The sequence below is a fragment of the Maritimimonas sp. 2205BS37-2 genome, from assembly GCF_056591755.1.
This window is the reverse complement of the sequence record NZ_JBWQOI010000002.1, coordinates 164,807-191,609: the sequence shown is the minus strand read 5'-3', so window position 1 is coordinate 191,609 and position 26,803 is coordinate 164,807. Positions and strand designations below refer to the sequence as shown.

Here is a 26,803-nt window from a genome sequence, read left to right as displayed (position 1 = left end):
CAACTGGTACGAACTAGTTGGTTAATTTTTGTTTTTAATTTATTTTTGTCTTTATGAAGAATATAACTATTAATACTCGTTTAGCTGTTCCAAAATACAAACAAATAGTAGCTTCAATAGAAGAAGGGATTCTTAACAAGAAGTTGTCTAAAGGTGACGAATTACCTTCTATTAATGCTATTAGAAATAAATACTCATTATCTAGGGATACTGTTTTACAAGCGTATAGTGAGCTTAAAGCAAGAGGTATCATACATTCGATTGCAGGAAAAGGTTATTATGTAAGAAGTGAAAATATAAATGTGAAGCAAAAAGTATTTTTACTTTTTGATGAATTAAATGCATTTAAAGAGAATCTCTATAATTCTTTTTTAGAAAATTTAGAAGAGAATATTCAAGTAGATATATATTTCCATCATTTTAATCGTGACGTTTTTGCAACAAGCATTTATAATAATATTGGAAATTACAATTACTATGTAATTATGCCGGCGAATCTAAATGATGTTGCAAGCATAATTGCTAATCTACCGGAGGATAAGGTATTTATACTTGACCAAATTCATGATGAATTGCTTAAGTACCCTGCCATTTATCAGAATTTTAGTACAGATATTTATGACAGTCTTTCCAAGCTTGAAGATAAAATAATTAAATACAAAAAATTAATATTAGTATTTAATGAAAAACAACCAGTAGGTTTGAAAAATGGATTTGTAAAATATTGTGAGCAAATCAACAAGCCATATGAAGTTGTAAAATCTGTTCAAAATAAAGAAATAACAAAAGGAGAACTTTTTATAACTCCTGATGATCCGTCCTTAATTTTAATTATAAAAAAACTAAAAAAGACTAATTACACATTATCCAATGATGTAGGTATAATATCTTATAACGATACTCCATTAAAGGAAATAGTAGAAGGAGGTATAACAACTATTTCTACCGATTTTGTCGATATGGGTAAAAAACTTTCACAAATACTATTCTTAAATGAATTTACCCAAATTGCAAATAAGACCAAGTTAATTATAAGGGACTCATTATAAACTACTGAAAATAAATTGTTTAAAATAAAATTGTTGAAAGACAGTAAAGGACAGGTGTGCGCTGTTGAATTATACGGGATAAATAAGAGAACTTGTGCGAAAATTGATTTAAACGAAGGAGCAAGACTTAAAGATTTAACTATAAAAAATAAACAAATAATTAAAAACACAGCTCTTGATTTTGATAGAACGTTTGAGTCTTCAATTCTCTTTCCTTTTGTTGGAAGAGTTGAGTTAGGAGCCTATAATTTTAACGGTAAAAAGCATTATTTAAATCAAAACGAGCGTAATGGTAAAAACGCTATTCATGGATGTGTTTATAATAAGAAGTTTGAATTGGTGACTTACAGCGCCACAAAACTAAAATCAATGGTAATGCTAAAATATTCTAGTCAAGGATTTGATCAAGGTTATAAATTTAAATATACCATTTATGCAAAGTATACCTTATCGGATTTGGGTATTACACTAGCTATTACCGTAAATAATAACGACACTGAAGAATTTCCTTTTTCTCTAGGATGGCATCCTTATTTTGTTTGTACACATATGGAATCCAGTACCATTAGCTTTAATGCTTTAAAGAAAATCCTTTTTAATGAAAAACTGGTACCTATTGGAGAAGAAGTTTGTAACCCGACATCCGTACAAATAAATTTAGGACAAAGTCATTTTGACGATTGTTATTTGTTAAGTACAAATCAAATTGATTTTTTAAATCCAGATTATAAACTAAAACTCAAATCTTCAATTAAAAATACTTATTTGCAAATCTATACTATTAATCAAGCGAATAGAGTTTCAATAGAGCCATTAACGGCACCTGCCAATGCATTTAATAATCAAATTAATTTAAAAAAATTGGCGCCTAATAAAGAATATAAAGTTAGCTGGCAAATAGAGTTGGTTAGTTAACCAAAGTGATGATAAGTATGAAAACTCAAGACCTAATTTCTAAAACTAAAAAAGTTTTTATAGATAAGTTTGAAAAAATTCCTTTGATGGTTTTTTCTCCCGGAAGATTGAATCTTATAGGAGAGCATACAGACTATAATGATGGATTTGTTTTCCCAGCTGCGGTTAATTTGGGTATTGCTTTAGCAATTGAAAAAAGCAATTCTGACCAATGTACTATTTATGCGTTAAATAAAAATGCATCATATAGGTTTAAATTGAATGAAGTTGCTCCAATAAAAGATGGCGCATGGAGAAATTATATTTTAGGAGTTATTCATGAAATACAAACGAAAGAGAAGCTAAAAGATAAACTTGGCCCTTTTAATATTGTTTTTGCGGGTAATGTTCCTGGTGGGGCTGGCCTATCGTCTTCAGCAGCTTTAGAAAACAGTGTAGTTTTCGGATTAAATGAATTTTTTGATCTTGGATTAACACGTATGGAAATGGCATTAATATCTCAAAGGGCAGAACATCATTATGTAAATGTACAATGTGGTATCATGGATCAATATGCAAGTATGTTTGGAAAAGAGAATAATGCACTTTTATTAGATTGTAGAACACTAGAATCAATTCCATATGAAATTAACTTTGAACATTACGAATTGTTACTTATAAATAGTAATGTTAAACATAATTTGGCAGAGAACCCTTATAACGAAACTCGTGAAGTTGGTAAAAAAGTTGCAGGTTTAATGGGGATTTCCAAATTAAGAGATGCCACAATAAACAGTCTTTTTGAGGTAAAAAATAGAATTACTGAAGACGAATTTCAAAAAGCCCTTTACGTAATAGAAGAGAACCAACGTGTTTTAGATGCTGTAAAGGCAATAAAATCAAATAATATCAAAGAATTGGGAGGGCTATTATTTCGCTCTCATTTAGGCCTTCAAAATCAATATAAAGTAAGTTGTGAGGAATTGGATTTTCTAGTTGAACAGGCTAAAATGTCACCAAATGTAATTGGATCTCGTATGATGGGTGGAGGTTTTGGTGGATGTACCATTAATTTGGTTGAGAAAGGAAAATCTATAGAATTTGGTAAGAAGGTTTCTTCGGCCTTTTATGCAAAGTTTAATACCGAATGTACTCCTTTTACAGTACGCTTGTCTAATGGAACTTATAGAGTTCGTAAACACTTTTAACGATATGGAATCTAATTTACAAGAAAGCTCCCATAAAAGATATAATATTTTAACAGGAGAATGGGTACTGGTTTCTCCGCATAGAACTAAAAGACCTTGGCAAGGACAACAAGAAGATATAGTTAAAGACGTACGCCCCTCCTATGATAAAAACTGTTATTTATGTAAGGGAAATATAAGAGCTAATGGAGAAAAAAATCCTAATTATCAAGATGTATTCGTTTTTACAAATGATTTTGCTGCCTTAGTTTACGATGCTTTAGATTTTAATTATAACAAAGGACTTTTAAAAGCTAAAAGTGAACGCGGGAGATGTAAAGTAGTGTGTTTTAGTCCAGATCATTCTAAAAGTCTACCAGATATGAATGTAAAAGATATCGGTAAAGTAATTAAGGTATGGCAAAAAGAATATACCGAATTAGGTAGTGACTCTAATATAGAATGTGTCCAAATATTTGAAAACAAAGGAGCGGCAATGGGATGTAGCAACCCGCATCCTCATGGACAAATATGGAGTCAATTTAGTTTGCCCAATGAAGTAATAAAAAAAGATGATCAACAAAGAAATTATTATCAAAAAAACAATAGTTCTTTATTGGGAACCTATATAACCCAAGAAATAGAAGCCCAAGAGCGCATTTTATTTGAGAATGATAGTTTTGTTGGGTTAATTCCGTTTTGGGCAGTCTGGCCATTTGAAGCCATGATTATTCCTAAGAAACATCAAGAAAATATTACGCAGATGAATGATAAAGATGTTTTATTGTATGCAGAAGCTATTTCAATTATAACTAAGGCATATGATAAGTTATTTAATATATCATTTCCATATTCTGCTGGCATTCATCAATCTCCAACCAATGCTGAAAATAATTCTCACTGGCATTGGCATATGAGTTTTTACCCTCCATTATTAAGAAGCGCGTCGATAAAGAAATTTATGGTTGGTTATGAAATGTTTGGAATGCCGCAACGTGACATTACCGCAGAAAAAGCTTGTAAAATGCTTAAAGAGCTAATCAAGTAGGTGTATTAAATTTAAACACTGAATGAATTACATTTTCCATCTTACAAAGGCTTCCATTGCTGCATAATCTGCCAAACCTAATGAATTATATTTTTCAGCAGTTTCCCTATTTCTTTCTTCTGCTCGCATCCAAAATTCTCTAGTATCTTCTCCTTGAAACATAACACCATCTTTTTGCGATTGATGGAAAAAAATAGCATGTCTTTTTTTCAAAACCTGGTCCGGACTCATAGGAATAGCCATTTCAATTTCATGAATATCCCACTCATGCCAAGCGCCTCTATAAAGCCATACCCAACAATCTTTCATATATGCCTCATCTTTTAATTGTTCTAACGCATTGAATAAGGCATCTAAACACACCTTGTGTGTGCCATGAGGATCGGCTAAATCTCCTGCGGCATAAATTTGATGTGGTTGTATTTTTCCGATAATTGAACACATAATGCTTATATCTATTTCCGAAAGTTTATTCTTCTTGACAGTTCCGGTTTCATAAAACGGTAAATCAAGAAAATGAACATTAGAATCTTTTAATCCCAAGTACCTTGTTGCTCCGTAAGATTCTCCTCTTCTGATCAGGCCTTTTAATGCTCTAACCGTTTCGCTATCTATTGAGTTTTCCTTTTTCTCATTAAGATTGTTTAATAGTTCTTTTCCGTTCGTAGCTCCTAATGTACTTGCAATTTCGGCAAACTTAATGGCCTCTTGGTCCGATACGGCTATGTTTCCTGAAGTTTGGTAAACTACATGAACATCATGGCCTTGTTCAACCAATCTATCAAATGTACCACCCATTGAAATTACATCATCATCAGGGTGAGGACTAAAAATGATGACTTTTTTCTTAGAAGGATGGGCTCTTTCTGGTCTATTCGAATCGTCAGAATTTGGTTTTCCTCCAGGCCAGCCGGTGATTGTACGTTGTAGCTTATTAAACATTTTAAGATTCATGTCATAAGCAGATCCTTCTTGCGATAATAGATCTGCCATTCCATGGTTATTATAATCTTTATCTGTTAAGCTTAAAATTGTTTTTTTGGTTGTCTCACATAGCCAAACTATAGCTTTACTTTTGAGCTCTTCGGTCCATTCTGGAGAACCTACCAGCCAAGGTGTTTTATTTCTGGTTAATTCAGAGGAAGCTTCTACATCTAAGATAAAGGTGGTATTATGATGTTCTTGTAAATAGGTCGCTGGAACTTCTGAAGATATTTTTCCCTCAATGGTTTCTTTTAAAATGGATGCTTTATGTTGCCCCCAACCAAGTAAAACAATTCTTTTGGCAGCCTTTATTGTAGCGATTCCCATAGTTATGGCTTTTCTTGGAACATTCTCAATACCCAAAAAGTCTGAAGCAGCATCAACTCGTGTAACATGGTCTAGTGTAATGATTCGAGTTCCAGAATTGTGATGAGAACCTGGTTCATTAAAACCGATATGTCCCGTTCTACCGATGCCAAGGAGCTGAAAATCTAATCCGCCGACTTCTTTAATTTTTGAATCATATGTAACACAATATTCATAAAGGTTTTCAGTACTTATTTTACCGTTTGGAATGTGAACATTTTCAGGTAAGATATCAATATGATTAAATAGATGTTCATGCATAAAGTAATAGTAGCTTTGAATATTATCTTTATCCATTGGGTAATATTCATCCAGATTAAATGTAATTACATTTTCAAAACTTAACCCTTCTTCCTTATGCAATCGAACAAGTTCTTCATACACTTTTATAGGTGATGAGCCAGTGGCCAACCCTAAGATGCAATTCTGATTTTTAGCTTGTTTTTCTTTGATTAAATTGGCTATTTCATGGGCTACAGTAATAGACCCTTCTTTAGAGTTTTTAAAAACGACATTATGAATTTTCTCAAAACGTGTATCTTCAAACTGGCCTGCACGCTGATAGTTAATTCCCTTCATTACTTTTGTTGATTCTAAAATCATTTCTACTTTATTTTTATAAAACTGTTGACTTTATTCTTTTCCACACAAGTGCTAATAGATACCCTGAGACAATTACTAAGATTGTTAGAAATACAGCCTTAATGGTTTTACCATAGATCCAGTAGCCCGTGGCAAACATCGAACTATAAATAAAAACGGAGCCTAAAAGCATAGCTGTTATTCCGGCTGGCACACTCCATTTTTCATTGGTTAATACGATAGTTAAGTTGTCACTTTTTGCTTTTTTGATTACCTTCTTCCAACCAGGACCTCCTGGCTGTATTTTTTTATAAAAGTTATAGAGCACTTCTTTCTTTTCGGGTTTGGTAAGTAATGTAACAAGTATCCATACGAAAGTGGTAATTAGTACAATTACGATAAGTTTTGACCAACCGGGGAAAATACCTTCAACTTGTCCTCCTGTTTCATTGATGTAACCAAAGAGGAAATTACCTAAAGAAGTTAAATTTAGAAGGAGGCTAACTATTGCAGCGGTGAACATTACCGAAATTTCACTCCAAGCATTAATTCGCCACCAAAACCACCTTAAAATATATACGAGTCCTGTTCCAGCTCCGAACTCCAGTAAAATATCAAAAAGTTGTTTTGCATTGGTAAGAGTTAATGCTACAATTGCACTTAGAACCATTAGCATTACGGTAGATATTCTACCAACTGATACCAATTGTTTTTCTGTAGCTTTTGGGTTTATTTTCTGTTTATAGAAATCGTTTACAATGTACGATGACCCCCAATTTAATTGTGTAGAAATAGTAGACATGTACGCAGCACCTAATGAGAGAAGTACTAAACCTAGAAGGCCACTTGGCAATTTTGTAAGCATAGCTGAGTAGGCCAGGTCATTTCCTAATTTATCTGGAGAGATATTTGGAAAGGCTTCTTGAATACTTGCAATATCTGGGTAAACTACTAGCGATGCTAAGGCTACTAAAATCCATGGCCAAGGACGAATTGCATAATGCATGATATTAAAAAAGAATGTTGATGCAATGGCGTGATTCGAATTTTTTGTAGCTAACATACGCTGTGCGATATAACCCCCACCGCCAGGCTCGGCTCCTGGATACCAAGAACTCCACCATTGAACGGCTAAAGGAATAATAAGAAGGGTAATTATAGTGTTCGTATCATTAAAATCTGGTAGTATTGAAAGTTTATCTGCGACATGCTCATTAGCCATCATTGCTTGTATACCACCAACTTCAGGGATGTTCACTAGAAAATAAGCTGCCCCAACGGCACCGCCCATGGCAACGAAGAATAACAAGAAATCGGTATAAACAACACCTTTAAATCCACCAATGGCACTAAAAATCACTGTAATTACACCACCAATTAACAATGTTTCAATAGGAGAGAGCCCAAGCATTATTTCTCCTATTTTTATGGCAGCTAAATTAACGGCGGCTAATGTGATGATGTTAAAGATTAAGCCTAGGTAGAGTGATCTAAAAGCGCGTAAAAATTTTGCTGGCTTTCCTCCATATCTTAATTCATAGAACTCCATGTCTGTCATTACATTTGATTTTCGCCATAATTTTGCGTAGACGAAAACCGTAAGAAGGCCAGTAAAAAGAAATGCCCACCAAACCCAATTGCCAGAGACACCATTGGTTCTAACAATATCGGTTACTAAATTTGGTGTATCGGTAGAAAATGTAGTAGCTACCATAGAAATTCCGAGTAACCACCAGGGCATATTTCGTCCAGAGAGAAAATACTCTGAAGTACTTTTACCTGATTTTTTAGAAACCCAAACCCCAATACTTAGAGTAATAGTGAAAAATGTTATTATTATTGCATAATCTAGGGTGCTTAGTGAAATCATTTTACCAATGTTGTATACTATTTATAATTTTTTATTGAGTTGTTCTTAATAACTTAGTATCATACCAATTAAGTTCTGTTAAAAAATTATTTTTGAGATATTCTTTTACAGCGTTAATATCTTCTTTAGCTGTTAAATCTGGTACATGTTCAGAAAAAGGAATTCCGGCTACTGAATTCGGATAATCCTTAACCATATTCAATAAAGCAGTTGGTAATTCTTTTTCATCTCTTTCTGGAGTTATCGGACAATTTTTTAAGTAATCATAAAATTTAGATCCGTTAAATTTAAAAGCATTCATGCTTACTCTTAATTTGCCCGAAAGATCTTTATAACTCTCAATTTGATTTTGATTGGGTTTTTCAATAATATCTAAAAGGAGATTGTCTTCACCTAATTTTGCTAAAGCAAAGCGCGATATCTTTTCTGGCGGAAAATTAAGGGCATCACGAGAATAACTTATAAATGCGTTATCATAATTGGTTATTCTTAATGCACATAATGCTTCACTAGAGTATAAATTATCACTATTACAAACGCTATAATGTTGTTTGTTGAGTTCAGGAAATTGCTTCACCGCTTGATATAAAGCATCAGCGGTGCCAAAGGGTTTTATTCTATTGTTTGTAGCATATTGAGTTGCAAAGGAAATGGTAAGATTATGAAAAGTATTTCCTTTATTTTTCTTTCCATAAAATTCTTTGAATAGTTCTCCTTTTTCACTTATTACAATGTATACATTTTTATACCCTGCAAGTTGAGCATTATATAAAAGATAATCTAGTAGCGGTCTGCCATGAGGACCTACACCAATAAGACCTTTGCTTCTTTCATTTGCTTGGGCAATCTCTTTTTCAGATAAATTTTCAGTACCTCCTTGTTTTTTCATTCTTGAAGAAGCACCTCCGGCTAATATGATTAAATTGTCATGCATTATTTTCTATATTAAAACTTGTGAATTATTTATAATTCGAGCTCCCTTAGCTACCTTAACCTTATAAGCATTTTGTGCTTCAGCAGATAATATGGCATCGATTATGGTTTGTTCTTTTCCTTCGGGAGCTAAAGCAATGATACTACCTCCTCGACCGGACCCTACTATTTTTGCTCCATAAGCTCCCGCTTGCAATGCAGCCTGTATCATGTTATCAATTTTTGACACCGTTATTTTTAAAATATCTTTTAAAATTTGATGATGTTCGTTCATTAAATTACCTATAACAGATAAGTTCAAATGTTCCTTTTTAAATTCTAAAAGTGCTCTTTGTGTAATATCATGATTGGAAATGGCCGCATATAAATAAGGGCTTAAATCATCTGGTAAATAATTAAGGAGTTTGTTTAAATCGCGCTTTTGAGCATTTCTTAAATCAAAATCATTGTTAATTTCTTTAATTTTATGAATAGCTAACCAGGCTTTCTCCTTTAAATCCTTAAGAACACCAGCAGTATCTTTTGGAATACCCGATTCGCCTATGATTAGTCCTGGAATGCTCTTGTCAAATGTTTCATAAACCAGCTCATCACCGGTTTCTAAGTAAATGATATTGCCTAAACCAATGGTATACTGATCCATTTTGCCCCCAGAAGAATTTTGCTCAACGACTTCGGCTAAATAGGCAATCTGAGAGACAAACTCTGGAGTCACTTCTTGATTGCATCCATAGGCGTTCAGTAGAAAATTTATCCACGAAATGATCAAAGCTGAAGAACTTGAAATACCGGCATTAATAACAATGTCGCTCTTTATACTAATATCATATCCTTTATTAGGAAAACAATCATAACGTTTTAAAACTTTTAATGCTGCTCTTAAAAAATCTCCTTTAACATTTTCAAGAGAATCATCAAGTTCTATTGTTTGAACCTCATTAAGATCGAGCATTTTTATATGGAATCTAGAGGTGTTGTTGGGAATTGCTTCAAGCTCTATGTACTTATCTATTGCACATGCAATAACCGGTAGATTTAAATAATCTTGATGGTCACCGAATAAACAAGTCCTTCCGGGAGCTATTGAAGTAATTATCTTTTTTTCCATTCTAATGCACTAAATATTTTGAATCAAGTTAATAATTAAAATGCAAACATAATAAAGTGTGTTCGAACACACAAATTTTAATATCTTTTTTTCAAATTCTAAAATTATCTTTGTCAAAAGCTAAATGTTTAGATTCGCATTTTATATGAATGGATTATGAAAAAGAATTATACAATTAAAGATATAGCAGAGCTGTCGGGTGTCTCAAAAGGAACCGTAGATAGAGTACTGCACAATAGGGGAAAGGTTTCTCAAAAAGCTCAGAAGGCCGTTGAAGATATTTTAAAGCAAATTGATTATCAGCCAAACCTGATTGCCAGGAATCTGAAAAATAATAAGAATTTCCATATATGTGTTTTACTTCCAGATCCCAAAAAAGATAGCTATTGGGAGCAAAGTCTTGAAGGAATTCATGCCTCTTCGTTAGCATTTAAACCTTTAGGAGTTTTTATAGAATGTATTTATTTTAATCCGAGTGAGGTTTCCTCTTTTTTACAAGCACATAAAAAAGTGATTGGTTTAAACCCCAATGGAGTTCTTTTACCTTCATTGTTTTCAAAGCAAGCAACAAAAGCCATAAGTGAGTATCACAAAAAGGGAATTATTACAAGTGTTTTTAATAATAAAGTCGAATCAATCGGTGCTTCGAATTTTGTAGGGCAAGATTTGTATAAAAGTGGAAAAATAGCCGCCAGTTTATTTCATATGATGAACTTGAGTTCTAAAAGCCTTTTAATACTACACATCGACGAAAAATTTAATAATTCAACACATATGCAGTTGAAAGAAAAAGGGTTTAGGGATTATTTTAAGCCATTAAAAACGTATCGAATAAAAACGATTAAAACAAAAAAAAGTACTATTAAGAGTAGTATCAATAGCTTATTAAAAGATACTGCAATATCCGGCATTCTTGTGTCAACCTCCAAGGCATATGAAGTTGCAGGAAGATTAAAGAATAGTTCTCATTCTAATATAAAAATAATTGGATATGACCTTTTAGAGCAAAATATAAATTGCTTGAAACAAGGGACTATAGATTTTTTAATTCATCAAAATCCGAAACGGCAAACTTTTCTAGCGCTTAATTATCTTTCAGAGCATTTCTTATTTAATAAACCTATACCGAAAGAGCAGTTACTTCCTATAGATATTATCAATGCTGCGAATATTGATACGTATATGAGTGATTAAATTATTTTGAAGTATATAACTGCGTGAAAATAAAAAAGCTTTCAGAAACCTGAAAGCTTTTTTCTAGTAGCGGGAACTGGACTCGAACCAGTGACCTTCGGGTTATGAGCCCGACGAGCTACCTACTGCTCTATCCCGCGATATCGAGCGGCAAATATACATATATTTACACATCTAATGCAAATTTTAATACAAAAAAGAAAGCCAGATATTTAGAATACCTGACTTTCAAACATTTGAATTAGTAATTTTTATAGATTATCCATTCATGGAAACCAAAAACTCTTGATTATTTTGCGTGTATTTAATCTTTTCACTAATGAATTCCATCGCTTCAATAGGGTTCATATCAGCTAAATATTTACGCAATACCCACATACGTTGAATGGTTTTTTCATCTAATAACAGATCGTCTCTTCGTGTACTAGATTTTACCAGATCAACAGCAGGATAAATTCTTCTATTGGCAATATTTCTATCTAATTGTAACTCCATATTACCAGTACCTTTAAACTCTTCAAAGATAACTTCATCCATTTTAGAACCAGTATCAGTTAAAGCGGTTGCAATAATTGATAGTGATCCTCCATTTTCAATTTTTCGAGCGGCTCCGAAGAATCGCTTCGGTTTATGTAATGCATTTGCATCGATACCACCCGATAATATTTTACCAGAAGCAGGTGCAACGGTATTGTACGCTCGTGCAAGTCGTGTAATTGAATCTAATAGTATTACTACATCATGCCCACATTCAACTAGGCGCTTTGCCTTTTCTAAAACAATATTGGCTACACGAACATGTTTTTCTGCCGGCTCATCAAAAGTAGATGCTACTACCTCACCACGAACATTGCGTTGCATGTCGGTAACCTCTTCAGGTCGTTCGTCAATCAATAATACAATTTGATAAACTTCTGGATGATTTGCGGCGATGGCATTGGCGATATCCTTTAATAACATGGTCTTACCTGTCTTCGGCTGAGAAACAATCATACCACGTTGTCCTTTACCAATAGGTGAAAAAAGGTCAATAATTCTTGTCGATGTTGAGCTCCCTCTTTCGGCAAGATCAAATTTTTCTTTCGGGAATAAAGGAGTTAAATGTTCAAATGCTACACGGTCTCTAACAATACTTGGGTTTAAGCCGTTAATTAAAGATACTCTAATTAATGGAAAGTATTTTTCACCTTCTTTTGGAGGGCGAACATTTCCTCTAACCGTATCTCCGGTTTTTAAACCAAATAATTTTATTTGCGATTGCGATACATATATATCATCAGGAGAACTTAAATAGTTATAATCAGAAGATCTTAAAAATCCATAACCATCTGGCATAATCTCTAAAACGCCTTCACTTTCGATAATTCCGTCAAACTCAAATTCTGGATCACGATATTTTGCATGGCGCTTACCATTATTTCCTTTTTGATTCTTATGCTCTTTATTTTGATGTTGCCCGTGGCTTTGGTTTCTATTTTGTGGTCCCTTATTGTCTCTTTGCGGTCCTTTATTTTCTCTTTGTGAACCTTTATTATCTCTCTGCGATCCTTTATTTTCTTTTTGCGGCTCCTTATTTTCTATTTTCTGCTCGGTAGGCTTATTTTCTTCTTTTGCAGGAGTTTCCTTTTTAGGTTTTTCAGCTACTTTTTCAACGATTTCTTTAGGCTTTGCAGTTTCAGCTGGTTTTCTTGAAATGCGTTTACGCTGTGGTTTTTGTTTTTTAGGCTGCTCAGTTTTGGTTTGGGTAGGATTAGCGGCCTGTACATCTAGTATTTGATATACGAGATCGAGTTTTTTTAACTGACGAAATTTAGGTACACCTATTTTTTCGGCAATTTCCTGTAATTCAGGAAGCTTTTTCTCTTTTAATGCTTCAATTTCAAACATTCGTTATGTAAAATGAGGTTAGTAATTAAGGAATAATCCTTTTGTTAAATTTTAATTGATAAATTAAATGGTTTGAATTGTATGTAGTATCTTGTAAAGAAGTTCTTTCTACATTGATGCTGCAAGTATACAAATTTATTTTAGAATATAAACTTTATTTCTTAAAAAGATTCGTTTATTTTTGTGCTCGAAAAAAATAAATATGTTACAACGAGTTCAGACATTATATCTTTTACTAGTGGTAATTTTATCGGGTGGTTTAATCTTTGTTTTTCCGATGTGGGAACTTGTAGATCAGCAAGTATTTGCGTTAGATCTATTCACGTACCAAGAAGTTTTACTTAAGCTTGTACCCGTAGCGTTTATTTTAGTAGCTGTTTTAGTGCTTATCACAATCTTTCTTTTTAAAAATAGAAAGTTACAATTTGTACTAAACAGAATTGCAATTTTGATTAATCTTTTTTTATTAGGAGTATTGTTATACTATTTATTAATGTTACCTGGAGAAACGGAAATTTCTAAGAAGGGTATTGGGGTTTTTCTACCAATAGTGAATGTGCTATTATTAGTTTTAGCAAATAAAGCTATTCAAAGAGATGATAACCTCGTAAAATCTGTAGATAGATTACGATAATTCTAACATCTTAGTTATATGTGTGTAAAGGCTGCTTTTTTTAGCAGCCTTTTTTATATCTTTAGATACAATTAAAACATAAAAAAAGACCTTGTGGGAACAAGGTCTTAAGATTTTGCAAAAAATCATGGTTTTCCATGAATTTTAAAAATACCTATAGTCTCTATTGACAGGTATACTTTCTTGCAATACTTTTGGAGTGTAATTGTCGCTAAACATTTATATACAACTCCTTGTAATAAGGGGAGAAAGGAAGGGGATAAAGGTAAGAAGTTAAACTTCTTGCCTTATACGTTATAGGAGTTTCCTATTCTCATGGACTAAATTAGAAAATAATTTAATATCTACAACTATTATTTAGAAAAATATACAAAACACATATTCGACTGATTATCAATGCTTTTTGATATAGGAAGTAAAAAATTATTAACAATTTGTTTGAGTTATTAACAATTTTTGATTAGTTTTCGCCCCCAAAAAGTCAAAAACTAGTGGTTTCTGGGTATAAAACTCATGGTTTTCTAGGAGTTTTAAAAATACCTGATTACGCTATTGTTTGATGATTTGGGTGAAAATACATTTGAAATGTCGTTAAACTAAAAAAGTTTATAGATAATAACTCTAAATAATTAATAACTCTTAAAAACTCCCTTTATCATGAGAAAAGCATTACTCCTATTGAGTATGGTCTTCGCGTTCGCGTCATTTACTAATGTTGACAATCAAAAAATTACATTAAAAGACATTGACGGAACACTTTTACAATCTTACGCGGTAATTGACAAAGAACAAAAAACCATTACATTTACTGTTGACGCAAATACTACGGTATCTTCATCAGTTATTGATGGTGAATTTAAAATATTTTTAGTTGAAAATGGAACTTCTAATCAAAGCAAAACGTATACCCTAAATGTTGAGGGAAATGGAAGTTTAAGTTTTGATAATTATTTTGAAACCTATTTTGATGTTGCAAATTTAAATTCATCCGCTGCGTTGTTTCTTAAAAGAGCAAGAAAACCAAAGGGTGAGATGGAATAAATTAGAAGTTTATACCTTGTTCTAGGTAAAAGCGGATAAAAACATTTAAATCCAGAGAGTGCTAGGCATTTTCTGGATTTTTTATTTAAAACCTATACAATATATATGAAAGTTTGTTGTTAGTATATTTATATTAATTTACTTTGTAAAATCCCTCGATAAAATTGGAAGAGCTACTTGACGATAAAATTACAGTGCATATAGCAGATGATCACCAGATCCTGATTGACGGTATTATGGCTGTACTGGAGTTGGAGCGAGATATTGAAGTTGTTGGCTATTCATTAAATGGTAGCCAAGTACTAGATTGGTTTCATGAAAATAGCTCTGATGTGTTAGTGCTGGACATTAATATGCCGGAGTTAGATGGTATAGAGGTGCTTAAAAAGTTTGCAACCTTTGACGATGTGCCTCAGGTCATTATTTTGTCAAGTTACGACGATATTAAATTAGTGAAAGAGGTATTGGGTATGGGAGCAAAGGGCTTTGTGCCTAAAAAATCAGCAGGAGAACATATCGTACGAGCAATACGTAAAGTATTTAAAGGAGAACAATACTTTAGTGATGATATCAAAGAGAAAATGATGAAAACCTTGATTGGTAAGCCTATGGGAGACAACGATAACCCAGAAGGTGTGCTAATTAATTCATTAACCCGTCGCGAATTTCAAATATTAAAATTAATAGCGCAGCAATATACAACTCGCGAAATGAGTGAAGCGCTTCATATTAGTGAAAGTACTGTTGAAACCCACCGTAAAAATTTAATTAGAAAGGTAAATGTTAAAAATAGTGTTGGATTGGCTATTTTTGCTATGAAAAATCAGATTGTTTAATTTTCGTTTAAAAAATGAAAAATTATCTTCCAAAGACTGTTTTACACTTAAGAATGTTATTCTTTCTTTCTTTTTCTTTTTTTTTCTTTTTTTTAAATTTTGCTCAAAAGAGTAGTGAACAGCTTCAGAAGCATATAATTGCTAAATTAAATAGAATTGATGAATTGATTCTTGACAAACAATATGGTTTGGCAATTACCAAAATAGAAGATCTTGAATCTTTCTCGGGCTTTATTTCGACTGGTGAAAACAGATTTAAACTAGATTTAAAAAAGGCAAAATCATTGTATCGAATAAATAGGAAAGAAGAAGCTATTAAGGTTTTGTTAGATGGATTAGAAAATCTTGAAAAGAATTTGTCTAAATCTAAGCTGAAAACTGATTATCTGACTTTTCTAGGTGAGGTGTTTAATGATGCTAGAAATTTTAATAAATCTCGCGAATATTACAAATTGTCTTTAAAGAATGCTATCTTCACAAAGGACACATTAAATATTATACATTCTACCAGATCTATAGGACTTACTTTTTATTACGAAAATAATATTGATAGTGCTATAATATACACAAAAAAAGCCACTGATTACCCAATTGAACCTCATACAAGCATTGAAATTTCTAAAGGTTATAATAACTTAAGTATTCTAGCCCTGGAAGAAGAAAATATTGAAGATGCGGAAGCATATGTAAGAAAATCTTTGGAAATAAAGGAAAATGAAAAAGATACTATTGCTATTGCTGTTGCACTAATGAATCTAAATAATGTTTTATATAAGAAAAAGGAATTTGATAAAGTTAAGGATAACTATTTAATCGCTTTAAGATCGGTAAAAGAAAAGAAGAGCAGGAGGGCTATTAGCCTTAAAGAAAAGCTCTTATATAATTTGGCTTATGTTAACGAAGAACTGGATTTATATGAAGAAGCTTATTATTATCTAGAAAGTGCTACAGATTTAAATGATAGCTTAGCTGAAGCGAATGTTGCTCAAAACATTTCTGAAATAGAAGCTAAGTATAATTTCGAAAAACAAGCACGTGTCGCCGAAGAAGAAAAACGAAAACGTTCGCAAGCACAAGCTCTATTCTATGGTACCGCATTAGTATTTATAGCCATACTTGCCTTAGGGTATATTTTTTATAGAAATTATAGATTAAAGCAGCAAAATAAGCTAGAGCAAATAGAAAACCAAACGCAAACAAAGATTATTAACGCTACCATAGATGCCAAAGAAAAAGAACGTAAAGCTATTGCAGAAACACTACATGATAGCGTGAGTGCTTTATTGTCTTCGGCAAATCTGCACTTGCAAGCAACTAAGGCACAATTAAAAAAAGGAACACCTTTTGAAGTCACTAAAGCACAAACTATTGTTAATGAAGCATCCGTAAAAATTAGGGATTTATCTCATGAGCTGATTTCTTCTGTATTATTGAAATTCGGACTGGCTTTTGCAGTACACGATATGTGCCAAAAGTATTCAAATTCAGAGATTACCTTACACAGTGATGACGATGGTATAAAACGCTATCACCAAGATTTTGAAATTAAAATACATAATATCATTGAAGAGTTGGTAAACAATATTTTAAAACATAGTAAAGCTTCTAATGCTACTATTATGTTAGCCCATAAAGAAAATGATATGTTAAGTGTGAGAATCAGCGATGATGGAGTTGGTTTTAACCCTAAAACTGCAAAAGGGAAAGATGGTTTAGGTTTGAGTCACATCGAAGCCCGCATTAAAGTAATGAAAGGAGTGTTTAATATTATTTCTTCTAAAGATAACGGAACGAATATCTTTTTACTGGTGCCAATACAGTATAAAGAAAAATCCGCTTAACCTCTTTTTCCTAACTCAATTACTTCTAGATCTCTAATCTCTTTTTTATCAATAGTAAAACGAATCATAGTTCGTACTTGATGAAAACCGTGTTTACCGGCTGCTCCTGGATTCATGTGAATTAAATCCAATTTTTTATCTCGCATTACTTTTAAGATATGCGAATGTCCACAAATATAAATATCAGGCCTCCTTTTATTTAATTCTTCTCGTACTCTCGCGGTATATCTTCCGGGATAACCGCCAATATGAGTCATAAATACCGAAATGTTCTCAACAGTAAAATAATTATCTAACGGAAACTCAGCTCTTATGTCTTTATTGTCAATGTTACCATAAACCGCTCTTAGGGGTTTAACATTCTTAATAGTATCACTAATGCGTTGATCACCAATATCGCCTGCATGCCATACTTCATCAGCTTGTTTTACATATTTTAATATTTGATCATTTATAAAACTATGGGTGTCTGAGAGTAATAATATCCGCTTCAATTTTATAATAGATTTAAGATTTTAACAAAGGCGATTTTATATCTTTGCTTAGAAGCAAAAGTAAAACTTCTTGAGGTATTTTATTGAACTTTCGTATAACGGAAAGAATTATCATGGTTGGCAGATACAACCAAATGCAAGTTCAGTTCAGCAAACTTTAAATGAGGCGATCTCTACTTTATTAAGACAAGAGATTTCTGTTGTTGGAGCCGGTAGAACAGATGCTGGTGTACATGCTACCCAGCTTTATGCACATTTTGATGCAACGAAAGAAATTGATACCCAAGAACTCAAAAAGAGGTTAAATGCTTTTTTGCCTGAAGACATCGTTGGTATAGATGTTTTTTTGGTTAAAGATGATGCGCATGCTCGTTTTGATGCAAAGAGCAGAAGTTATGAGTATAGAATTTGGCTCGGTAGAAATCCGTTTTTAATTGATACAACCTGGCAGTTGTATCAACAAAAAGTATCCTTAGAAAAAATGAATGAGGCTGCAGAGATACTAAAAGATTATACAGACTTTAAATGTTTTTCTAAGTCAAAGACCGATGTAAAAACCTATAATTGTAAAATTGAAAAGGCGTTTTGGCGCAGCGAAGGAGAGACGCTAACATTTTTTATAACGGCAGATCGCTTTTTAAGAAATATGGTTAGAGCTATTGTAGGAACACTGATAGATGTAGGATTGGGGAAAATTACGAAAGAAGATTTTATTAAAATTATAGAAAGTAAGGATAGGAGAAAGGCGGGGTTTTCAGTGCCGGCACAAGGTCTATTTTTAACTAAAGTTGATTATCCAAAAGAAATACTAAAGAATAAAACCAAAAATGGCTGAGAAAATAACAGGAAAAGTTTTTGATTATCAACTTTTCATGAGGTTGATGAAGTACGCCAGAAAGTATAAATTATACTTTTTTATAGCAGCATTCTCTGTGATATCTGGTGCTATAATTACAGCTGTAAACCCACTTTTATTAATTGAAGTGGTAGACGTGTCGCTGCCTAATAAAGATCAACACTTATTATTAAACACTATCATTTTAATGATGGGTGTTCTAATGCTAAAGGTATTATTTCAGTTTTGCTTTACCTATTTCGCTAATTGGTTAGGGCAACATATTATTAAAGATATACGTACAGAATTGTTCGATTATATGCTGCGTTTTAAAATGCAATACTTTAATAATTCTCCAGTTGGTAAATTGGTAACAAGAGTAGTGTCTGATATCGAAACCATTTCCAGCATTTTTGCGCAAGGCTTGTTTATGATTATTAGTGATACGCTAACAATGTTGGTTATTATTACTGTTATGCTCTATAAAAATTGGCAGTTAGCAATTATCGCATTTTCGGTATTACCATTTTTAGTTTATGCTACCAAAGTATTTCAAAAAGCAATGAAATCGGCATTTACAGATGTTCGCAATGAAGTTTCTAACCTAAATAGCTTTGTACAAGAAAGAGTTACAGGTATGAAAATCGTACAACTTTTTTCTCGTGAGAAAGTTGAATATGAGGCTTTTAAAGAAATCAATGAAAGGCATAAAAACGCTTGGATACGTACAGTTTGGTATAATTCTATATTTTTCCCCATAGCCGAAATATTACCTTCTTTTGCTGTTGGTTTTATTGTGTGGTATGGAGGTTTGAGTGTTGCCTTAAACGGCATAGCCACAACAGGAGAAATAATCGCATTTATCTGGATGAGTCAGTCTCTATTTAGACCATTACGTCAAATAGCAGATAAATTCAATACTTTGCAGATGGGAATGGTAGCGGCGGATAGAGTGTTTAAGATTTTAGATGAAAATGTTCAAGAATCAGATGATGGAAATATCAAAGCTCATAAGATCAAAGGAGTTATAGATTTTAAGGAGGTGAGATTTAGTTATATTGAGAATGAACCTGTACTAAAAGGCATTTCATTTCATGTAAGTCAAGGAGAGACTGTTGCGGTGGTTGGAGCTACCGGTGCAGGAAAATCAACAATAATTAATTTATTAAATAGGTTCTATAGCATTGATAATGGGTCTATTTGCATCGATGGGGTTTCGGTTAATGATTATGATCTTAATTCTTTACGTGATAATATTGCGGTTGTTCTGCAAGATGTGTTTTTATTCTCTGATTCTATCTTTAATAATATTACCCTAAATAATAAAGACATCACCTTAGACGAGGTTAAGGAGGCAGCAAAAGAAATTGGAGTGCATAAGTTTATTATGAGCTTACCCAACAATTATCACTATAATGTGAAAGAACGAGGCGTTATGTTATCAGCCGGGCAGCGGCAATTAATTGCATTTTTACGTGCTTATGTAAGTAACCCTAGTGTTTTAATCTTAGATGAAGCAACATCATCTATAGATTCGCAGTCTGAAAAACTAATCCAAAAAGCAACTAATAAAATTACAAAAGGAAGAACATCAATTGTTATTGCACACCGCTTAGCTACTATTAAAAAAGCTGATAAGATTATTGTTATGGATAAGGGTGAAATCGTAGAACAAGGAACGCATAAAGAACTACTCAAACAAAAAGGCTATTACAGTAAATTATACGAGATTCAATTTGCCACAGCATTGGCTAGCTAACTATTCTAAATCTTGTTTAATAGTTTCAATTAGCTTTTCAAGGTTTTCAAATAAAACGAATTCACCATTTTTAATATAGGAAATTTGCCCTGTTTCCTCCGAAACAATTAATGCCAAAGCATCGGTTCGCATGGTGATACTCAATCCGGCTCTATGGCGTAAACCAAATCGAGCAGGAATATCTAAACTCTGATCTATTGGCAAAACTACACGTGTAGCGGTGATAATATTATCTTCAATAATTATAGCTCCATCATGTAACGGGCTGTTTTTGTAAAAAATACTTTTCAACAGTGGTTTATTGAGCTCAGCATTCATTTTATCACCGGTTTGCTTCACAAACTCCAGATTACTATTTCGTTCAATAATAATTAAAGCGCCTGTTTGTGTGTTAGCCATGTCTTCACATGAACGCACTACGGTTTCAACATCGGTAGTTATAAATTCGTCAGATTTTAAAAAATTAAGCTGTTTAAAGAAGCCCTTTCGCGCCGCAAAGTTGGTTGAACCTATCATTAATAAGAACTTTCTTATCTCCTGCTGAAAAACAATAATTAATGCTATAAATCCGACACCTAAAAATTTACCTAAAATATCACTTAAGAGCTCCATTTTAAGTACTTCAGTAAGCTTCCAAATAAGGTAAATAATGGCAATGCCTAGAAAAATATTAATGGCTACAGTTCCTCTAATTAGTTTATAAACATAATAGAGTAGTAGTGCCACCAAAATAATGTCAACAATGTCTAGAATACGAAAGTTTAAAAAATCTAGTGCGTCCAAATATTTGGTTTTTGTAAATGTAACAATAAATTCTAGTATTTTACAAAACCCAATTTATAGACTTATTGACTTAGTTATTAAGATTTTTTCGTTTCGTTTTCCGACAATAATAAAGGGTATTTCTCTTTTATATTTTCAAATTTTTCTTTCAGCTTAACATTATTCTTTTGCTTTTTTAATGAATTTTGCAATTCATTAAAAGTGATTCCATAAAGCGAGATCGATAAGCGATTTCTAAGTTCACTATAGGCTGCATTAATTTCATTATGTACAGAAACATATATACCGTAAGATGTTTTTCTGCTAGTTTCAAGAATAATTATTGCATCGGTAGGGGTATCAGACAGGTTTTTATCCTTTCTCCCTTCGCAATAGTCGCATTTCGTGCCGTTATCAATAAAACTTATGAGTGTTTCTTTTAAATCGGGTATATCAATCTTTTGAGAACCTTCAATTAAAATCTCATTATTTTCATTGATTAGAATTTCTAAAACATTACGTTGATTTGCATCAATCTTACCTGAAATTTTGTTTGAAGGAAGTCTTTTGAGGATGCCGAGGTCAACTTGTAAAGTAGCAGTTACAAGGAAAAAGATCAATAATAAAAAAGCGATGTCCGCCATAGAACTGGCGTTGATCTCTGGGGATTCTTGATTTCTCATAATATTAAAAGTTAAGATGTATGAAAAATCCTCAAAAATAATGCCGTGAAGTTTTTAGGCTTTTGTGGCTTCCACAATTTTTATAGTTTCAATAGCTTCTTTTACATCATGGACTCTTAAAATATTTGTTCCATTCATCAGAGAAATAGTATGAGCTGAAGTCGTTGCGTTTAGTGCTTCTTGCGGAGTTACATCTAGCAATTTGTATAGCATTGATTTACGAGAAAGTCCAGTTAGAACGGGTAAGTCTAATGTTGTAAATAGTTCTAAGTTTTTTAGTAATTCGTAATTGTTCTCGATGGTTTTTCCAAAACCAAAACCAACATCTATAATAATGTCGTTTACTTTTAAACTTCTTAGTTCACTTATTTTTTGTGAGAAATATTTAATAAGATCATGTGTAACATCTGTATAAGAAGGATTATGTTGCATATTCTGCGGGGTACCTTGTATATGCATTAATATATAGGGTACATTTAATTCTCCAATAGTTTTGAACATTTCCTTATCTAATGTGCCTCCAGAAATATCATTAATAATACTCGCTCCAGTTTCTATAGCCGCTCTGGCAATAGAACTTCTAAAGGTATCTACAGATAATAATAGGCCATTAAACTCTTTAAGTAGTAGTTCAATTACCGGCAATATTCTTTTCAATTCTATTTCTTCGGTAATGTGTTCGGCGTTAGGTCGAGACGAATATGCTCCAACATCAATGAAGGTAGCTCCCTCATTCAACATTTTTTCAGTTTGACGTAGTATATCATTATCACTGGTATACCTACCGCCATCAAAAAATGAATCAGGAGTGATATTTAAAATACCCATAACCTTAGGAGATGATAGGTCAATAAGATTCCCTTTACAGTTAATTGTTAGTGACATACGCCAAAAATTTGTAAAAATTTAACTAGTGTAATCGTAATTTTTTTTATATTTGTCTATTCTCTCTATTTCTTCATGAGAGGTATTATAAATGTTTAGCGACATATAATTGTTAAGGCTACTTGAAAAAGTAGCCTTTTTATTTTATGATGATGTCGAGTTTACAATTTTAGAAATCTTAGGTGCTTCATAAATTTTCATCTTTCCTATCAATCTTTCAATAGTATCTTCTACAATAAGCATATCCCTATTAGTTTGCTTTAAGAAGCCTTCTCGAACCATAGTGTCTAACTGTTTAATCGCATGATCAAAGAAGCCATTGGTATTCAAAATACCTATAGGCTTGCTTTCAATACCTAATTGACCTAATGTTAATACTTCGAATAACTCATCGAGAGTTCCAAAACCTCCGGGTAAGGTAATATAGCCATCGGCTATTTTACTCATAAGAACCTTTCGTTTGCTCATAGTTTTTGTAACGGTCATCTCAGTAATTTTATCATGAATAACTTCTTCATGCCTCAATAAGCCTGGAATAAAACCATATACTTTTCCACCATTCTGTACAATGGTATCAGCAAGGACTCCCATCATACCAATTTTGCCACCCCCATAAACGAGTTCAATAGAATGTTTAGTGAAATATTCACCAACTTTTATGGCTTCTTCTCTATAAAAATTTGAAAACCCTACACTAGAGCCACAAAAAATTGCAATTTTTTTCATAAAATAAATATTGATATGGTTATGAAATGAGTTGTGTAAAAATACATAAATGCAACTGAAATATATGATATGTTTTTTATAAATTCGTCGATAATTTAAAGATGGTTAGATGCAAAAAACGGATGAACAATATGATAAAGTGATCGAACAATGTAGAACACTTTTTGTCAATAAGATGAAAGATTATGGTAGTGCATGGCGCATTTTACGATTACCGTCTTTAACAGATCAGATTTTCATAAAAGCGCAACGAATAAGACAGTTGCAAGAAAATGAAACCAGAAAAGTTGATGAAGACGAAATACCAGAATTTATTGGTATTATTAATTATTCGGTGATGGCACTCATTCAATTAGAAAAAGGTGTTGTTGAGAACCCCGATCTTAATGTTAAAGAAGCTACAGAATTATATGATAGACATATTGAGATTACGAAATCACTCATGGAAAATAAAAACCATGATTATGGTGAAGCTTGGCGTGATATGCGCATTAGTTCTTTAACCGATCTAATTCTACAAAAATTACTTCGTGTAAAACAGATAGAAGATAACAAAGGTAAAACCTTGGTGTCTGAAGGTATAGATGCAAATTATCAAGACATGATTAATTATGCCGTTTTTGCATTGATTTTATTTAAGGAAAACGAAAATTAAGATGAATATTTTAGTGCAAATAGCGCGTTTTTTTGTAGCAGCTACATTTATTTTCTCAGGCTTTGTTAAACTTGTTGATCCTTTGGGCTCTGCATACAAGTTTGAAGAATATTTTAGTGCAGGTGTATTGAATATGGAATTTTTAATTCCTTATGCCTTACCATTTTCTATTCTATTAATATTAGCTGAAATTATGCTTGGCGTAATGTTGCTTATTGGCTTTAAACCTAAGCTAACTGTTTGGAGTTTATTTGTTCTTACATTAATATTTTTATTTCTTACATGGTATTCTGCTTACTATAATAAAGTAACCGATTGTGGATGCTTTGGAGATGCAATCACGCTTACACCATGGGAAACCTTTTATAAGAATGTATTGCTCATTGCCTTGATCATTTTATTGCTGTTAAAAAAAGAGTATCTAAAAGAGTTATTTAATAAAACGCTTACGAAGTGGATAACCTTTTTATGCATGGTGGTTTTCCTATTTATTACGTATCATGTGCTAGTGCATTTGCCAATAGTTGATTTTAGAGCCTATGCTGTTGGCAAGAATATTCCAAAAGGAATGATTACGCCGGAGGGAGCGAAAAAGGATATCTATAAGCATACTTGGATTTATAGTGTAAATGGAGAAGATAAAGAGTTTACTACCGAGGAAAAACCTTGGGAAATTGAAGGAGCCACGTTTGTAGATCGAAAGGAAAAATTAATTGAAAAGGGTTATGAACCTCCTATTCATGACTTTACTATGGAAAGGAATGACGAAGATCTTACAGATCAACTAATGCAGAAAGAAAAATTAATGCTTGTGGTTATGTATAATATTTCTAAGTCTGACCATAGTGGCTTGGAGAATATAAAAAATATTACAACCCAAGCTTTGCAAGAAGGTTATGATGTCTATGGGTTTTCAGCTTCTCCTTCGGCAGACTTTGAGACTATTAAGAAGAAATATGATTTTGATTTTGAACAGTTGTTTTGCGATGAAACTACATTGAAAACAATTATTAGAGCTAACCCGGGTATCGTTATTATAAACAAAGGTACTATAATGGGTAAGTGGAATGCTAATGATGTTGCTAAAGTAAAACTATAACCACAATGAAACATTTGCTGTTGGTTTTTATTGGAGGTGGCTTTGGAAGCATTGCTAGATTTCTATTGTCAAAATATTTTAATAGTGAAACAACGGGGGTTCCGTACGGTACTTTTTTAGCAAATGTTTTAGGGAGCTTGTTAATTGGATTAATACTAGGGTTTGCTGCTAAAAATGAATCATTAACTCAGGGTCAAACATTATTATTAGCAACAGGGTTTTGTGGAGGTTTCACAACGTTTTCAACCTTTGCTTATGAAAACCATATCTTTCTTAAAACTGGTGATTTTATGAGCTTCTTCTTATATACGCTTGGAAGTTTTATTTTGGGGTTCGCTGCGGTGTTTTTAGGAATTTTCCTGGTAAAATAGCTAATGGAAGTTTTCGTTGATATAGGCAATCACTTCTTGCTGTGAAAGAATAGCAAACTTTTTATATCGATAGTGAACATCAATAATTTCATCCAAGGCCTTTTGCACTAATACTTTATTTTCCCAGGTTTTGAGGTTCGCGATTACAGTTGCTAAACATCCTTTTTTATAGGAAATTTGCCCTAAAACATGAATCAATGTGTTTCTAACTCTAGCAGTTTGATCAAATTGTAGTTCTTTAAGTAATGGTAAAATATCTTGCGGATATTTTCTTCCTCTAAGTTCAATGCCGTGACATATTTCTCTTCGGACTTCCTTGTTGGGATGATGTAAATATAACTTGGCCCATGCTAAGGTTGGTATTGGGTTTTTTTCGCTCATTTTTTTCAATGAGCCAATTACGGCATTACGAACCTTATGGTGCTTATCAAACAATCCCTTATCAAACAATCCCTGTACTACCTCGAAATAAAACATTCCTATCTCACCTGCCGAATTAATGGTAGTTTGTCGTACCAATTCATTTTTAGATTTTAAAAGTGTTTTTAACTGTATAAGAATTACACTCCTTAATACTCGCTTACTAAAATATAGTTTCCCGATTGCTTGATAAGCGGCTTTTCTAATATAAGTATCGTTATTCGAAAAGTAATGAACTATATTTTCAGAGGTATTTCCTTTAAGGTCGTTGAGAATTAATTGATTAATTCGTTCCACCAACGAAAAACGCTTTTTTTTTGGTAAATCGTAGAATTTCATTGATTTAAAGATAAAATATTTGCTTAAAATGCAGATTTTTAGCTAAAATATTGTTGTAAACACGCTCATAAAGGGTTATATTTGTCTAAAACTGAGTTTAACCAATTTAATTATATATAAAATTATGGAAGGATATTGCGTAAAATGTAAAGACAAAAGACAGATGGAGGGAGCGAATGAAGTAACAATGAAAAATGGTAGAAAGGCGATGAAAGGAAAATGCCCTAAGTGCGGTACAGGGATGTTTAGAATTCTAGGAAAGGCTTAATTTAGTTTACATTAAAGAAAATAAAAAGCGGTAATTATTCTCAGGTAATTACC

Annotated in this window: 26 protein-coding genes and 1 tRNA gene; 15 read left to right on the top strand and 12 right to left on the bottom strand. The window is 32.6% G+C overall.

What is annotated here, in order from left to right:
* Positions 1 to 53 precede the first annotated feature (53 nt).
* The 4 genes from AC1EUU_RS08260 to AC1EUU_RS08245 are packed head-to-tail and all read left to right on the top strand — an operon-like array spanning position 54 to position 4,178.
* Positions 54 to 1,049, top strand: a complete 996-nt coding sequence (locus AC1EUU_RS08260) for a GntR family transcriptional regulator (protein WP_480200943.1) — start codon at positions 54 to 56, stop codon at positions 1,047 to 1,049.
* Between the two features lie 33 nt (positions 1,050 to 1,082).
* The gene (locus AC1EUU_RS08255; RefSeq protein WP_480200942.1) at positions 1,083 to 1,964 is read left to right on the top strand and encodes an aldose epimerase family protein; all 882 of its coding nucleotides are present in this window, start codon (positions 1,083 to 1,085) and stop codon (positions 1,962 to 1,964) included.
* A gap of 17 nt (positions 1,965 to 1,981) precedes the next feature.
* On the top strand, positions 1,982 to 3,151 hold the full coding sequence (galK, locus tag AC1EUU_RS08250) for a galactokinase (protein ID WP_480200941.1): 1,170 nt from the start codon (positions 1,982 to 1,984) through the stop codon (positions 3,149 to 3,151).
* A 4-nt stretch (positions 3,152 to 3,155) separates the two neighbouring features.
* On the top strand, positions 3,156 to 4,178 hold the full coding sequence (locus AC1EUU_RS08245; RefSeq protein ID WP_480200940.1) for a UDP-glucose--hexose-1-phosphate uridylyltransferase: 1,023 nt from the start codon (positions 3,156 to 3,158) through the stop codon (positions 4,176 to 4,178).
* A gap of 27 nt (positions 4,179 to 4,205) precedes the next feature.
* Here the strand turns inward: AC1EUU_RS08245 and nagB are convergent, their stop codons facing one another.
* The 4 genes from nagB to AC1EUU_RS08225 are packed head-to-tail and all read right to left on the bottom strand — an operon-like array spanning position 4,206 to position 10,021.
* Entirely contained in the window at positions 4,206 to 6,131 is a 1,926-nt protein-coding gene (nagB, locus tag AC1EUU_RS08240; RefSeq protein WP_480200939.1) for a glucosamine-6-phosphate deaminase, read from the bottom strand.
* Positions 6,132 to 6,144: 13 nt separating this feature from the next.
* A complete protein-coding gene (locus tag AC1EUU_RS08235; protein ID WP_480200938.1) occupies positions 6,145 to 7,980 on the bottom strand; it encodes a sodium:solute symporter family protein in 1,836 nt (611 codons plus the stop codon).
* Positions 7,981 to 8,011: 31 nt separating this feature from the next.
* On the bottom strand, positions 8,012 to 8,914 hold the full coding sequence (locus AC1EUU_RS08230; RefSeq protein WP_480200937.1) for a sugar phosphate nucleotidyltransferase: 903 nt from the start codon (positions 8,912 to 8,914) through the stop codon (positions 8,012 to 8,014).
* A gap of 6 nt (positions 8,915 to 8,920) precedes the next feature.
* On the bottom strand, positions 8,921 to 10,021 hold the full coding sequence (locus AC1EUU_RS08225; protein ID WP_480200936.1) for a mevalonate kinase family protein: 1,101 nt from the start codon (positions 10,019 to 10,021) through the stop codon (positions 8,921 to 8,923).
* Positions 10,022 to 10,177: 156 nt separating this feature from the next.
* Here AC1EUU_RS08225 and AC1EUU_RS08220 point away from each other — a divergent pair, with 156 nt between their 5' ends.
* Positions 10,178 to 11,215: a LacI family DNA-binding transcriptional regulator gene (locus AC1EUU_RS08220; RefSeq protein WP_480200935.1), complete on the top strand. Its 1,038-nt coding sequence runs from the start codon at positions 10,178 to 10,180 to the stop codon at positions 11,213 to 11,215.
* 67 nt (positions 11,216 to 11,282) lie between these two features.
* Here AC1EUU_RS08220 and AC1EUU_RS08215 read toward each other — a convergent pair.
* A tRNA-Met gene (locus tag AC1EUU_RS08215) sits at positions 11,283 to 11,355 on the bottom strand.
* Between the two features lie 118 nt (positions 11,356 to 11,473).
* On the bottom strand, positions 11,474 to 13,102 hold the full coding sequence (rho, locus tag AC1EUU_RS08210) for a transcription termination factor Rho (RefSeq protein ID WP_480200934.1): 1,629 nt from the start codon (positions 13,100 to 13,102) through the stop codon (positions 11,474 to 11,476).
* Positions 13,103 to 13,304: 202 nt separating this feature from the next.
* Here rho and AC1EUU_RS08205 point away from each other — a divergent pair, with 202 nt between their 5' ends.
* The 4 genes from AC1EUU_RS08205 (at position 13,305) to AC1EUU_RS08190 (ending at position 17,454) form a co-directional block, all read left to right on the top strand.
* Positions 13,305 to 13,736: a DUF4293 domain-containing protein gene (locus tag AC1EUU_RS08205; protein WP_480200933.1), complete on the top strand. Its 432-nt coding sequence runs from the start codon at positions 13,305 to 13,307 to the stop codon at positions 13,734 to 13,736.
* 657 nt (positions 13,737 to 14,393) lie between these two features.
* A complete protein-coding gene (locus tag AC1EUU_RS08200; RefSeq protein ID WP_480200932.1) occupies positions 14,394 to 14,777 on the top strand; it encodes a hypothetical protein in 384 nt (127 codons plus the stop codon).
* A 194-nt stretch (positions 14,778 to 14,971) separates the two neighbouring features.
* Positions 14,972 to 15,613, top strand: a complete 642-nt coding sequence (locus tag AC1EUU_RS08195; protein ID WP_480201842.1) for a response regulator — start codon at positions 14,972 to 14,974, stop codon at positions 15,611 to 15,613.
* 14 nt (positions 15,614 to 15,627) lie between these two features.
* Positions 15,628 to 17,454: a tetratricopeptide repeat-containing sensor histidine kinase gene (locus AC1EUU_RS08190; RefSeq protein WP_480200931.1), complete on the top strand. Its 1,827-nt coding sequence runs from the start codon at positions 15,628 to 15,630 to the stop codon at positions 17,452 to 17,454.
* Here AC1EUU_RS08190 and AC1EUU_RS08185 read toward each other — a convergent pair.
* Positions 17,451 to 17,948 carry a metallophosphoesterase family protein gene (locus AC1EUU_RS08185; RefSeq protein ID WP_480200930.1) on the bottom strand — a complete coding sequence of 166 codons (498 nt, stop codon included), beginning with the start codon at positions 17,946 to 17,948 and terminating at the stop codon, positions 17,451 to 17,453. The two genes, AC1EUU_RS08190 and AC1EUU_RS08185, sit on opposite strands and share 4 nt — an antisense overlap.
* 70 nt (positions 17,949 to 18,018) lie before the next feature.
* On the opposite strand from AC1EUU_RS08185, the gene truA reads away from it, so the two are divergent.
* Positions 18,019 to 18,783, top strand: coding sequence for a tRNA pseudouridine(38-40) synthase TruA (gene truA, locus AC1EUU_RS08180; RefSeq protein WP_480200929.1), 765 nt, complete (start codon positions 18,019 to 18,021; stop codon positions 18,781 to 18,783).
* Positions 18,776 to 20,542, top strand: a complete 1,767-nt coding sequence (locus AC1EUU_RS08175) for an ABC transporter ATP-binding protein (protein ID WP_480200928.1) — start codon at positions 18,776 to 18,778, stop codon at positions 20,540 to 20,542. Before truA ends, AC1EUU_RS08175 begins: the two co-directional genes overlap by 8 nt.
* Here AC1EUU_RS08175 and AC1EUU_RS08170 read toward each other — a convergent pair whose 3' ends face one another.
* From AC1EUU_RS08170 to AC1EUU_RS08155, 4 genes are all read right to left on the bottom strand, one after another.
* Positions 20,543 to 21,325: a diadenylate cyclase gene (locus AC1EUU_RS08170; RefSeq protein ID WP_480200927.1), complete on the bottom strand. Its 783-nt coding sequence runs from the start codon at positions 21,323 to 21,325 to the stop codon at positions 20,543 to 20,545.
* 77 nt (positions 21,326 to 21,402) lie between these two features.
* On the bottom strand, positions 21,403 to 21,987 hold the full coding sequence (locus AC1EUU_RS08165; RefSeq protein ID WP_480200926.1) for an ExbD/TolR family protein: 585 nt from the start codon (positions 21,985 to 21,987) through the stop codon (positions 21,403 to 21,405).
* A gap of 54 nt (positions 21,988 to 22,041) precedes the next feature.
* A complete protein-coding gene (folP, locus tag AC1EUU_RS08160; protein WP_480200925.1) occupies positions 22,042 to 22,872 on the bottom strand; it encodes a dihydropteroate synthase in 831 nt (276 codons plus the stop codon).
* Positions 22,873 to 23,016: 144 nt separating this feature from the next.
* Positions 23,017 to 23,598: an LOG family protein gene (locus AC1EUU_RS08155; RefSeq protein WP_480200924.1), complete on the bottom strand. Its 582-nt coding sequence runs from the start codon at positions 23,596 to 23,598 to the stop codon at positions 23,017 to 23,019.
* Positions 23,599 to 23,707: 109 nt separating this feature from the next.
* Here AC1EUU_RS08155 and AC1EUU_RS08150 point away from each other — a divergent pair, with 109 nt between their 5' ends.
* Genes AC1EUU_RS08150 through crcB form a run of 3 tightly spaced genes read left to right on the top strand, consistent with a single transcriptional unit; the run spans position 23,708 to position 25,723 of the window.
* The gene (locus tag AC1EUU_RS08150; RefSeq protein WP_480200923.1) at positions 23,708 to 24,253 is read left to right on the top strand and encodes a DUF1599 domain-containing protein; all 546 of its coding nucleotides are present in this window, start codon (positions 23,708 to 23,710) and stop codon (positions 24,251 to 24,253) included.
* Between the two features lies 1 nt (position 24,254).
* Positions 24,255 to 25,352: a BT_3928 family protein gene (locus AC1EUU_RS08145; protein ID WP_480200922.1), complete on the top strand. Its 1,098-nt coding sequence runs from the start codon at positions 24,255 to 24,257 to the stop codon at positions 25,350 to 25,352.
* A gap of 5 nt (positions 25,353 to 25,357) precedes the next feature.
* Positions 25,358 to 25,723 carry a fluoride efflux transporter CrcB gene (crcB, locus tag AC1EUU_RS08140; RefSeq protein ID WP_480200921.1) on the top strand — a complete coding sequence of 122 codons (366 nt, stop codon included), beginning with the start codon at positions 25,358 to 25,360 and terminating at the stop codon, positions 25,721 to 25,723.
* On the opposite strand, the gene AC1EUU_RS08135 is transcribed toward crcB, so the two are convergent.
* The gene (locus AC1EUU_RS08135; RefSeq protein ID WP_480200920.1) at positions 25,724 to 26,482 is read right to left on the bottom strand and encodes a HEAT repeat domain-containing protein; all 759 of its coding nucleotides are present in this window, start codon (positions 26,480 to 26,482) and stop codon (positions 25,724 to 25,726) included.
* Positions 26,483 to 26,606: 124 nt separating this feature from the next.
* Here AC1EUU_RS08135 and AC1EUU_RS08130 point away from each other — a divergent pair, with 124 nt between their 5' ends.
* On the top strand, positions 26,607 to 26,750 hold the full coding sequence (locus AC1EUU_RS08130) for a DUF5679 domain-containing protein (RefSeq protein ID WP_480200919.1): 144 nt from the start codon (positions 26,607 to 26,609) through the stop codon (positions 26,748 to 26,750).
* The last annotated feature ends 53 nt before the right edge of the window (positions 26,751 to 26,803 follow it).